This is a genomic window from Bacillus sp. UNC69MF (assembly GCF_000746035.1).
Taxonomy (GTDB): domain Bacteria; phylum Bacillota; class Bacilli; order Bacillales; family Bacillaceae; genus Bacillus; species Bacillus velezensis.
The window spans coordinates 147,411-158,722 of the sequence record NZ_JQKM01000009.1 but is presented as its reverse complement, the minus strand read 5'-3'; the positions used below and the strand labels follow the sequence as shown (position 1 = coordinate 158,722).

The following is an 11,312-nucleotide window of genomic DNA, read 5'->3' as shown; positions in this document are numbered from 1 at the left end:
TGGAGGATCGGTCAGGCGCGTTATCCCAGCTATTGCAGGCGGTGGCTGACTCAGGAAGCAACGTGCTTTCCATTCACCAGACGATTCCGCTTCAGGGCAGGGCGAATGTCACGCTCTCAATCAGTACGTCCGCAATGGAAGAAAACATTCATACGTTAATGAATAAACTGAGAAAATTTGATTTTATAGAAAAAGTTGAGATCTTAGGGTCAGGCGCGTAAGGAGAGAAGAGACATGAAAGTCGGTTATTTAGGGCCAGAAGCCACATTTACACATCTAGCAGTCAGTTCCTGCTTTCAAAACAGCGTGACACAAGCACCTTATCAAACAATACCGGCATGCATGGATGCGGCGGTTGCGGGAGAAGTTGATCTTGCATTTGTTCCTTTGGAAAACGCGCTGGAAGGCTCGGTTAACTTAACGATTGACTATTTGATTCATGAGCAGCCTCTTGCGATCGTGGGGGAAATGACGCTGCCGATTCACCAGCATCTGCTCGTTCACCCTTCGAGAGAAAATGAGTGGAAAAAACTTGAGAAAATTTATTCTCATTCCCATGCGATTGCGCAATGCCACAAATTTCTTCACCGGCATTTTTCGTCCGTTCCTTATGAGTATGCGAAGTCAACAGGTGCGGCTGCTAAGTATGTCAGTGAGCATTCGGACCTTCCGATCGGCGTGATTGCAAATGAAATGGCCGCCGCTACATACGGATTGAGCATCGTGAAGCGGGATATTCAGGATTATCAGGACAACCACACGAGATTTGTCATTCTTTCGCCTGAAAAAGACGTCTCATTCGAAGTGAATGCGAAACTGTCTTCACGGCCGAAAACGACGATGATGGTAACGCTTCCCCAAGATGACCAATCAGGTGCGCTGCACAGGGTGCTGTCCGCTTTTTCATGGAGAAACCTGAATTTATCAAAGATCGAATCGCGGCCGACAAAAACGGGTCTCGGCAACTATTTCTTTTTTTGATATTGAACAGGCGATGGATCAGGTTCTCATTCCCGGTGCCGTTCAAGAGATGGAAGCCCTCGGCTGCCGGGTCAAGCTTCTGGGAACATATCAATCCTATTCGATATAAAAAAAGCCCTTCAGGGGGCTTTTTTTTAATCTTTTATTAAAATACCCGCGTCGTCCAGCGCTTGGCAGGCTTGGTCAATCCGCTCTTTTGTCGGGGCGCTTAACGTATGGAGGTGCACGCCTCCGGTCAGCTGTGAAAGGTAAGCGGCATTTGTCGAGTTAATGTGATCCATGAATTGTTTGACTTCTTTCCGTGTACTGACTCTTATGGCGGCGGTTAAATCGCCGTATACGGGGTGTTCAATTATGACGTCCTTTATGGTGACGCCTTCATCGACAATAAGTGCAAGCTCTTCTTCCGTCCGCTCCGGGCCGTGCAGACAGGCGACAATCCGTTCGGCATTTTTTTCGCCGCCGGCATTCATGCTGATGTATAAGTAGCCTTGGCTCGTCGCGATAATCGGCTCGTTTTTTGCTTTCAAAAGCGATATGTCCTGCACGATCACCTGTCTTGAGACATTTGCTTTTTTGGCCAATTCGCCTCCTGTTAATGGCGAGCCGGCTTCTTTCAGCCAATGAAGCAGCATGTCGCGTCTTTTCTCCCCAGTAAGCTTCGTTCCTTCTGTCAAATTGCTGATTCTCCTTTCTTTTGCTCCCATAGCGCCGTAAATGTATGTATCAGCATATCGAGCTGTTCACATGTTGTTTCGTTTCCGAATGAGATCCGGAAAAACTGCCGCGCTTCCCGTTCGGTTTTTCTCAGCGCCTTCATAGCTGAAGAAGGGCCGTGGCTGCCGGCGGAACATGCGCTCCCGGTTGAGATGCAAATATCGTTACGATTACATTCTAACATAATATATTGTCCTTCAAAGGAGTGAAAAAAACACCCGACAATGTGGGGCAGGCATTCACCGCCGGTTTCTTCCTCTGAAAATGAAATGGGGAGGCCTTGACGCCGAATTTGGTCATACAAATAATTCCTCAGCCTGTCAGCATGCTCACGGTGTTCCTCCATATGTTTCACTGCATACTCCGCAGCAGCGGTAAAAGCGCCGATGGCCGGCACATTCACCGTACCGGGCCTGAACCCGTTTTCATGCACGGTATGCGGATAAACCGGGTTCCAGCTGACACCGGGCCGAATGTAAACAGCCCCGGTGCCTTTCGGGCCGTATACTTTATGACCGGAGACGGAAAGGGCGTCGATTCCCGCCTGATCCGCATCAATCGGCAGTTTGCCGAAACTTTGAACACAATCGCAATGCAGCAAAATGTTTCTCTGGTGAAGAAAAGCGGCCAGACGATTCACAGGCTGGATGAGGCCGGTTTCTGAATTGGCGTGCTGTATGGAAACGAGCCCCGTGTCAGGACGGACATGAGCCGCCAGTATGTCCTCGGTTATAAGGCCGTTTTCGTCAGGATATATGATGGTGACATCAATTCCACGGTCAGCTAAAAACGCAGCGGCATTATGGATCGAATGGTGTTCCATTGCGGTCGTAATAAAATGTTTTTTGTGATCGGGCAGGCCGTGCAGCAATGATTGGACGGCCAGGATGTTCGCTTCCGTTCCGCCGCTTGTAAAGTAAATGCCGTCTGCCGCTCCGCCGATCAATTTGCCTGCAGAATGTCTGCAATATTCCAGCACGTCCGCCGCTCTTCCTCCGGCGTCATGAAGGCTGCTTGCATTGCCGTATACCTCTGTGCTGAGATGCTGAAAGACTTTCGCGGCTTCTTTGCTTAAAGGCGCTCCCGCCGCGTAATCAAGATAAATCATACAGCCCGTCTCCTATCCGTTTATGTTAAAAAAAGCTTGAGTTTATTTTATCGTTGTGTAAATATAGGTGTCAAGACAGGTGTAAATAACAGGAGGGTGATGTATGTCTGAAAAAACAATTATCGTCATTGGTTCGGGGACGGCGGCCCTTGCCTGTGCTTCCTCATTTCCTCCGTCATACCAAGTGACCGTCCTCACAAAAAGAAACGTAACGAACAGCAATTCGCATTATGCTCAAGGCGGGATTGCTGTTTCATATGCAAAAGATGACTCTATAGAATCCCATGTGAACGATACACTGTATGCGGGATGCGGACACAATGACGTGACAGCCGTGCGGCATTTGCTGAAAAGCGGACAAACCATGATAAACAGGCTGATAGAAGGCCATTTCCCTTTTGATACGAAGTCGGACGGGACGTTTTGTCTCGGCAGGGAAGGCGCTCATTCCAAAAGGAGAATTCTGCACGCCGGGGGAGATGCGACCGGACGGATGTTAGTTGAGTTTCTGGTTCAGCAGCTGAGGGACGGCATACGGATCATTGAACACGAGACGGTTGTTGATCTGCTGATTGAACACGGACGATGCGCAGGCGTTGCCGTAAAGGATGCTTCAGGCGCTGTTTCTTACAGAAGAGCGGATTGTGTAGTGCTTGCATCAGGCGGCTGCGGCAGTCTGTACCAATATCACACAAATGATTCCGCCATAACGGGAGACGGCATCACTCTTGCCTTCCGCGCGGGAGCTGAGATCACGGATATGGAGTTCACCCAGTTCCACCCGACCCTCCTTGTGAAAAACGGGACTGTGTACGGCCTGGTTTCTGAAGCAGTGAGGGGAGAAGGCGGATATTTAGCGGATCGCTTCGGGCGCAGGATCATGGCTGGCAGACACGCGCTTGAAGATTTGGCGCCCCGGGATGTGGTTTCACGGGCGATTTATGAAGAAATGATGAAAGAAAATCCTGTTTTTATAAATTGCAGCCGAATAGCCGATTTTAAGAAACGTTTTCCGACCATAACAGAAATTTGTCAAACAGCCGGTGTTGATCTTGAAAGCGGGATTCCTGTAGCACCCGGAATGCATTTTTTAATGGGCGGAGTAAAAGCCGATACCTGGGGGAAAACGTCCGTGCCTGATTTGTACGCCATAGGCGAGACCGCCTGCACAGGATTGCACGGGGCGAACCGCCTTGCGAGCAACTCACTGCTGGAAGCGCTGGCAAGCGGGAAACGATGTGCTGAACATATCATTCAAACGCCGTTAAACGGAAGATATAAAAAAACCCCGAAGAAATCTGACGTCATCTTAGAAGTGCCGGACACAGCGCTTCATGTGCTCCAAGCCAAAATGACAACCGGAGCGGGCATTGTCAGGGAAAAAGAAAACATGCAGGCGCTGGCATCCTGGCTTAACAACGTATCTGTGCGTCATATAAATGTGAAGGAAATCACAATAGAACAAGCCGAGCTATCCTGCCTATGGAAGACTGCGCAACTTGTTGTGACCTCTGCCCGTATTCGGGAAGAAAGCAGGGGGGCTCATTTTCGCGCTGATTTTCCCGGGACGGAGAAAGAGTGGCACGGAAAACAAATCATTCATTCAACATCTGGAACAGTTATCAGAAAAAACGAAAGGATTGGGGAACTATGGACATTCTGCAGCTGAAACAAATGCTGACTCATTTTTTTCAGGAAGATATCGGAACGGGTGATGCGACGTCACAAGCGATTTTTTCTGATCAGCCATGTAAAGCGCGAATCATCGCAAAAACAGACGGCGTGTTTGCCGGAGAAGCCGTTATCCGTGAAGGATGGAAGCTTTTACACGATGATATCCGCATCCGCTCCCTGAAAAAAGACGGAGAACGGATGAAAAAAGGAGACGTGCTCGCTGAAATAGAAGGCCAGGCGGCGGCTCTTCTTACGGGGGAGCGGGTCATTCTGAATCTCATACAAAGAATGTCAGGCATTGCGACAATGACGGATGAGGCCAAAAGGCGTCTTGATGATCCGTCCATCAAGCTTTGTGATACGAGAAAAACGACACCCGGGCTCAGAATGCTGGAAAAATACGCCGTTCGGGTCGGAGGCGGCTTTAATCATCGCTTCGGCTTATATGACGGCATCATGATAAAAGATAATCATATTGCCGCCTGCGGATCGATAAGGGCGGCCATGGAGCGGGCAAGAAAAACGGCGGGGCAGATGCTTGCGGTGGAAGTCGAAATCGAATCCGAACAGCAGCTGCTCGAGGCAATAGAAGCGGGTGCAGACGTTATTATGTTTGACAACTGTCCGCCTGAGTCCGTCCGGCGTTTTGCAGGTATGACACCGGGCCATATCAAAACGGAAGCATCCGGAGGCATAACGCTCGACACGTTGCCCGCTTATAAAGGAACGGGGGTCCAATATATTTCACTCGGATTTCTGACTCATTCAGTAAAAAGCGCCGACATCAGCATGGATGTTGAGGCTGCGGAACAGGGGGATTTTTAAGATGTCTATTTTTGACGTGCTAACTGCATCAGCCGAAATGATGCCGAGCCATTATAAAGACATGGGCACCGGAGAAATGGAAAAGCGGGTCGCCGCCATTAAACGGGTTTTCGGAAAGCGTCTGTTCATTCCGGGGCATCACTATCAAAAAGACGAAGTAATACAATTCGCCGATACGGCAGGTGACTCTCTGCAGCTTGCTCAAGTGGCAGAAAAAAATAAAGAGGCGGAATATATTGTGTTTTGCGGCGTGCATTTTATGGCAGAAACCGCTGATATGCTGACTGATGATAACCAAACCGTCATTTTGCCCGACATGCGCGCCGGATGCTCGATGGCTGATATGGCAGATATTCAGCAGACGGACAAAGCATGGCAAGAGCTTCAAGAACTGTACGGTAACACCATCATTCCGTTAACATATGTTAACTCGACGGCGGAAATTAAAGCATTCGTCGGACGGCACGGAGGAGCGACCGTCACCTCTTCGAATGCCCGGAGTGTGCTGAAATGGGCTTTTAAACAAAAAGAGAGAATTTTATTTTTGCCGGATCAGCATTTAGGCAGAAATACGGCCTATGACCTCGGCATTCCGCTGACAGAAATGGCTGTATGGGACCCGGTGCAGAACCGATTGCTTACTGACCATCCGGAAAACATTAAGGTTATCCTTTGGAAAGGGCATTGCTCCGTACACGAAAAGTTTACAGCGGAAAATATTTCTCAGCTGCGGCAGCGGGATTCCGGCATCCGCATTATCGTTCATCCGGAATGTTCGCGGGAAGTGGTCTCGCTCAGTGACGACAGCGGGTCTACCAAATACATTATTGATACGATCGAACAGGCTGAACCGGGAAGCAAGTGGGCGATCGGCACGGAAATGAATCTTGTCCAGCGCCTCATTCACTCGCATCCGGATAAACAGATTGAATCATTGAATCCCGATATGTGTCCGTGTCTGACAATGAACAGAATCGACCTGCCGCATTTATTGTGGTCGCTTGAGCAGCTTGAAAAAGGCGAGCCGAAAGGTGTCATTAAAGTTCCGGAAGCGGTTCGGACAGAAGCGCTTCGTGCTTTGAACAGAATGCTGAGTCATACGTAATCATAAAAATTTCCCCTCCTTCCCAAATTTTTTATCATCATGCCCAGTCCATCGGCATATAGTGTGAAGAAACGTATTGTAATGACAAATGTACCGTTCACGTTTTGTGCATAGGAGGGGAAAACGTTGAAAATTCATATCGTTCAAAAAGGCGATTCGCTCTGGAAAATAGCTGAAAAATACGGAGTTGATCTTGAAGAGTTAAAAAAACTGAATCATCAGCTTAGCAATCCAGACTTAATTATGCCTGGAATGAAGATAAAGGTGCCTTCAGAAGCCGTTCCGGTCAGAAAAGAACCTAAGGCCGGCTTCGGAACGTCTGCGCATAAGCATGAGCATCCATATGCCAAAGAAAAACCGAAATCAGTTGTGGACATTGAAGACACCATACCGGAAGAACCAAAGCCGTCAATTCCGTATGTGCCGCCAATCCCTGAAAAGCATGAAAATGTGCTGCCGGAAGCTGATATGAACCAATATTACCCGTCCAATCAGCTGTTTCAGCCGTGGTCGCCTCCTAAGCCGGAGGAACCGGTGACACATTTTGTCGAGCCGAAAGAAAAAGAGCATGACAATAACATTCCACAACAGGAGGAAATGATCAACATGGAAAACGCGAATTACCCGAATATGCCAAAGGCGCCTGAAGCCGGAAAGATGGAAGAAGAAAACGCCGCTTATCATCTGCCGAACATGCCAAACATTCCGAATGTCCCGTTTCCGAATATGCCGGCCGTTGAACCGTCTTTTATGCATTACCCGATGCCGTGCATGCCTTGTCCTTGTCCGGTTCCGGTGACACCGATGCTGCCGGGTTCGGGACTATGCCATCCGTGCTTCCCGGTAGGCGGAGGTTTCGGCGGTTTTGGAGGAGGTTTTGGAGGCTTTCCGGTAATGCCGATGCCGTTACCGTACGGATTCCATCATCCGGGATTTGGGCCGCAAGCGGGTTACGGTGAATTTGAAAACCAGGCCCATGAAAATGCAGAGCATTATGATGGTTCTGCATCTGGTTTCGGCGGTGCTCCGTACGGCCAAATGCCGTATTACGGCGGATATTCGTCACATTACGCAAACGCGCCTCATCATGATGGAAAATATAAGGATGATGATTGCGGCTGCCATGATTCACATCATCACCACCACCATCACCACGCTTCACATCACCATCACGCAAATATGCCTGTGCAGCCGTATCCGAATATGGGTGCAAACGCCGGATATTTTATGCCTTACGGCGGAGCAAATCCCAATACCGCGCCGAATCAGCCGAGTCCAAATCAAGTATTCGGACGGCCGGAGGAAGAAGAAGATTAATGTTTCGGGACGATGTATGTCGTTCCTTTTTTTATGTCCAACTGAGGAATGGACATAACTGACAAGCTTAAACCCGCCGCCCGCCGCACATCCTAAACATGAGCGGAAAACGCTCAAACAGCGATGAATCCACGGGGGGTTTTTCCATTGGGTAAAAAACTGATGACGATCGCGGGCGTTTTAGCCGTGACGGCAAGCTTAACGGCATGCGGAGCAAATAATGCCATGAATGACGGACGCTACAATCAGTCAACACGTCCGGTCGGATATTATTCGAATGATAATGGTAACGGCAGAGGCCAGTACGGAATGGATCATCAAGGACCCGTTTCTGAAATGATGGAAAACCGAAACGGCCGTCATAATACGACAAACGTGTCCGACCAGTATGCGCCTAATGACGGGGTTCCGTTAACGACGGACGGCACATATAACGGCCGAAATGTCAATACGCCGCCGGCAGCAATGTCTTATAATGGGTATGACAACGCCGAAAACATCAGGTTGGCGGCAAAAGTTGCAAACCGCGTGAAAAAAGTAAACGGCGTACAGGATAGTCAGGTCATCGTGACTGACACGAGAGTCGTCATTGCCGTCAGAACAAATCATCCTTTTACGAAAAATGATGATAAACATGTCAAACATGCGGCCAAAAAATTCGCGGACGGCCGTACAATTCAAGTGTTTACCGACAACGCTACTTTTACAAAGCTGCAAGACATGAACAGAAACAGCCGTTAAACGGGACTGCCGGATGATTTCATCCGGCAGTATTTTTATGGATAAAGCTTCATCATTTCTTTACATATTCTTAAAACGCTCTTTATATTGCGGTGTTAACATAAAAGTAATAAAACGTAACGGAGGGGCCGGAATGAAAAAAACGGAGCATGACAAAAGCCGCGGAGCAAAAACTGTGTATCTGACCGTAAGGGGATACCGGCTCAAACTGACGCCCGGACAAATGAAACTGATTTCAGCCGGCCGGGCATAATCATCGCAGCAGCCCTCATTTAGAGAGCTGCTTTTTTTCGGCTGAAACAGACAAATGAAAGAAAACGGTTAAGCACCGGCATCTTTGGTCAAACTAGCATCAAGAGTTTGATTGAATAAAGAGGTGTTATTGGTGAAACGAATTTGCGGTGCTCGTCTATTGTTTATGCTTATCTTATCGGCTGCAGCCCTGATTTGCGGAGGAAAAGGCGCATACGGGGCGGAGGTCGAGCATTACGGGCCGCTTCGGGTGCACGTCCAGCTGGAAAAGGTCTATCTGGACGGTGATGTCGGCATCGAACATACGGATGAAACCGTTTTGGCGATGGAGGATTTTTGGGCCGCATATGCGGGCTGGACGCTCGTTGAGCAGAAAAAAGGCTTCGTCCTTTTCCGTAAGCATGTTGATGACATTTCTCCGCTCAGTAAGGTTAACGGTTATATCGGGGTCACGGACGGGGGCGTCATCTCCACTTTTCACGGCCGTCCCGGATCGCTGGCCGAGCCGATTCAATCTTTCTTCCAGATTGATATAGAAAGACTGGAAAGCCGATTGCAAAAGCACTTGGAACACGGCATACCGTACAGGACAAAAGCGGAGTTTGAGAGCGTGATCGATCATATTAAGACTTACAGCGGCTGACTTTGACGCAAGACATGTGACACATGTCTTTTTTTTCTGAATGGAAGGTGTCAAAGCGAACATACGTTAACTTTTCTATAAGACTTTGGCTGTTTTTGTGTTACAATGATAAGCAGTCAAAGAGGTGAATAGGTGTGATTGAATTCGTGAAGGGGACGATTGATTATGTATCTCCCCAATACATCGTGATTGAAAACGGCGGAATCGGCTATCAGGTCTTCACTCCGAATCCGTTTATTTATAAGGTAAGCAATCAAGAGACCATTTTTACGTATCATCATATAAAAGAAGATGCCTTTTCTTTGTACGGTTTTTCAACCCGGGAAGAAAAAGCGCTTTTCACAAAGCTGCTGAACGTCACCGGCATCGGGCCGAAAGGGGCGCTCGCCATCCTCGGTTCCGGTGACCCCGGAGCCGTCATCGAAGCGATCGAACAGGAAGATGAAGCCTTTTTGGTGAAATTTCCGGGTGTGGGCAAAAAAACGGCGCAGCAGATTATTCTTGATTTGAAAGGCAAACTGGCCGACGTCGTGCCTGAAATGATTGACAACCTGTTCAATCATGAAGCGCGCATTGAAAAACAAGAGGCTGAAACGGCGCTTGACGAGGCGCTTGAAGCGCTCCGGGTTCTCGGCTACGCCGAAAAAGAAATTAAAAAAGTGCTTCCTCACTTAAAAGAGGAAACGGCGCTTTCAACAGATCAATATGTAAAAAAAGCATTGCAAAAATTATTAAAGTAAGGTGATGTTCATGGATGAACGGCTCGTTTCAAGTGAAGCAGACAGCCATGAATCAATAATCGAGCAAAGCCTCAGGCCGCAGAATCTCGCCCAGTATATCGGCCAAAAGAAGGTGAAAGAAAATCTGCGCGTGTTTATCGATGCGGCGAAAATGAGGCAGGAAACGCTGGACCACGTTCTTTTATACGGGCCTCCGGGTCTCGGGAAAACAACGCTTGCGTCTATCGTGGCCAATGAGATGGGTGTGGAGATGCGGACGACGTCAGGTCCCGCCATCGAAAGACCGGGGGATTTGGCAGCCATTTTGACGGCGCTCGAACCAGGGGATGTGCTGTTTATAGACGAAATTCACAGGCTGAACCGCTCAATTGAGGAAGTGCTGTACCCGGCGATGGAGGATTTCTGCCTTGATATTGTCATTGGAAAAGGCCCGTCCGCCCGCTCCGTCCGTCTCGACCTTCCCCCTTTTACGCTTGTAGGAGCGACGACAAGGGTCGGATTATTGACCGCACCGCTCAGAGACCGGTTCGGGGTGCTGTCGCGCCTTGAATACTATACGCAGGAAGAGCTGACAGATATCGTGTCAAGAACGGCTGACGTTTTTGAAGTGGATATCGAAAAAGCCCCGGCCTTGGAAATCGCCAGACGGTCAAGAGGAACGCCGCGGGTTGCAAACCGTCTGCTCAGAAGGGTGAGAGATTTTGCCCAGGTGCTCGGCGACAGCCGCATCACGGAAGAAATCGCTCACGACGCGCTCGAACGTCTTCAAGTCGATGCGCTCGGCCTTGACCATATCGACCATAAGCTGCTGATGGGCATGATCGAAAAATTCAGCGGCGGTCCCGTCGGTCTTGATACGATTTCCGCGACAATCGGCGAAGAACCGCATACAATAGAGGATGTGTACGAACCGTATCTGCTGCAGATCGGATTTCTTCAGAGGACGCCAAGGGGACGGGTCGTGACTCCGGCTGTGTATGAACATTTTCGATTGGAGGCGCCCGCCCGTGACTGACTTTCCGAAGGTTCTCATGGTTCTCGGTGCCGTTTTGCTTATTGCCGGCGCAGTCTGGCACTTTGTCGGAAGGCTGCCCGGAGATATTTTCGTTAAGAAGGGAAATGTTACATTTTTCTTTCCCGTTGTCACTTGTATTGTGATCAGTGTGATACTATCCATTCTGCTTAATTTTTTCGGCAGAATGAAATAAC

The 11,312-nt window shown here is 49.0% G+C and carries 12 protein-coding genes and 2 pseudogenes; 12 read left to right on the top strand and 2 right to left on the bottom strand.

Features of this window, described 5'->3' with window-relative positions; genetic code table 11:
• Positions 1 to 221, top strand: a pseudogene (gene thrR, locus BR62_RS0108995) (transcriptional regulator ThrR); the annotation flags it as partial.
• Between the two features lie 13 nt (positions 222 to 234).
• Positions 235 to 1,090, top strand: a pseudogene (pheA, locus tag BR62_RS0108990) (prephenate dehydratase).
• Positions 1,091 to 1,115: 25 nt separating this feature from the next.
• Here the strand turns inward: pheA and BR62_RS0108985 are convergent.
• The gene (locus BR62_RS0108985) at positions 1,116 to 1,658 is read right to left on the bottom strand and encodes a transcription repressor NadR (RefSeq protein ID WP_012118101.1); all 543 of its coding nucleotides are present in this window, start codon (positions 1,656 to 1,658) and stop codon (positions 1,116 to 1,118) included.
• Positions 1,655 to 2,806, bottom strand: a complete 1,152-nt coding sequence (locus tag BR62_RS0108980) for an IscS subfamily cysteine desulfurase (protein WP_032870563.1) — start codon at positions 2,804 to 2,806, stop codon at positions 1,655 to 1,657. The genes BR62_RS0108985 and BR62_RS0108980 overlap by 4 nt, the downstream gene beginning before the upstream one ends.
• A gap of 103 nt (positions 2,807 to 2,909) precedes the next feature.
• Between BR62_RS0108980 and nadB the strand changes: the two genes are divergently transcribed.
• The 10 genes from nadB (at position 2,910) to BR62_RS0108930 (ending at position 11,311) form a co-directional block, all read left to right on the top strand.
• Positions 2,910 to 4,475 (top strand): L-aspartate oxidase, encoded by a 1,566-nt coding sequence (gene nadB / locus BR62_RS0108975; protein ID WP_032870561.1) that lies wholly within the window; start codon positions 2,910 to 2,912, stop codon positions 4,473 to 4,475.
• Positions 4,457 to 5,305: a carboxylating nicotinate-nucleotide diphosphorylase gene (nadC, locus tag BR62_RS0108970; RefSeq protein ID WP_032870558.1), complete on the top strand. Its 849-nt coding sequence runs from the start codon at positions 4,457 to 4,459 to the stop codon at positions 5,303 to 5,305. The genes nadB and nadC overlap by 19 nt, the downstream gene beginning before the upstream one ends.
• A 1-nt stretch (position 5,306) precedes the next feature.
• On the top strand, positions 5,307 to 6,410 hold the full coding sequence (gene nadA / locus BR62_RS0108965) for a quinolinate synthase NadA (RefSeq protein WP_032870555.1): 1,104 nt from the start codon (positions 5,307 to 5,309) through the stop codon (positions 6,408 to 6,410).
• A 126-nt stretch (positions 6,411 to 6,536) separates the two neighbouring features.
• A complete protein-coding gene (gene safA, locus BR62_RS0108960) occupies positions 6,537 to 7,727 on the top strand; it encodes a SafA/ExsA family spore coat assembly protein (RefSeq protein WP_032866612.1) in 1,191 nt (396 codons plus the stop codon).
• Positions 7,728 to 7,874: 147 nt separating this feature from the next.
• The gene (locus BR62_RS0108955; RefSeq protein ID WP_020954253.1) at positions 7,875 to 8,468 is read left to right on the top strand and encodes a YhcN/YlaJ family sporulation lipoprotein; all 594 of its coding nucleotides are present in this window, start codon (positions 7,875 to 7,877) and stop codon (positions 8,466 to 8,468) included.
• Between the two features lie 133 nt (positions 8,469 to 8,601).
• A complete protein-coding gene (locus BR62_RS20055; protein ID WP_007612850.1) occupies positions 8,602 to 8,721 on the top strand; it encodes a hypothetical protein in 120 nt (39 codons plus the stop codon).
• 132 nt (positions 8,722 to 8,853) lie between these two features.
• Positions 8,854 to 9,363: an intercompartmental signaling factor BofC gene (locus BR62_RS0108945; protein ID WP_007408184.1), complete on the top strand. Its 510-nt coding sequence runs from the start codon at positions 8,854 to 8,856 to the stop codon at positions 9,361 to 9,363.
• A 134-nt stretch (positions 9,364 to 9,497) separates the two neighbouring features.
• Positions 9,498 to 10,103 (top strand): Holliday junction branch migration protein RuvA, encoded by a 606-nt coding sequence (gene ruvA, locus BR62_RS0108940; RefSeq protein ID WP_032870554.1) that lies wholly within the window; start codon positions 9,498 to 9,500, stop codon positions 10,101 to 10,103.
• A 10-nt stretch (positions 10,104 to 10,113) separates the two neighbouring features.
• Positions 10,114 to 11,118 carry a Holliday junction branch migration DNA helicase RuvB gene (gene ruvB / locus BR62_RS0108935; RefSeq protein WP_007408185.1) on the top strand — a complete coding sequence of 335 codons (1,005 nt, stop codon included), beginning with the start codon at positions 10,114 to 10,116 and terminating at the stop codon, positions 11,116 to 11,118.
• The gene (locus BR62_RS0108930) at positions 11,111 to 11,311 is read left to right on the top strand and encodes a DUF2905 domain-containing protein (protein WP_003152687.1); all 201 of its coding nucleotides are present in this window, start codon (positions 11,111 to 11,113) and stop codon (positions 11,309 to 11,311) included. Before ruvB ends, BR62_RS0108930 begins: the two co-directional genes overlap by 8 nt.
• Position 11,312: the final 1 nt, after the last annotated feature.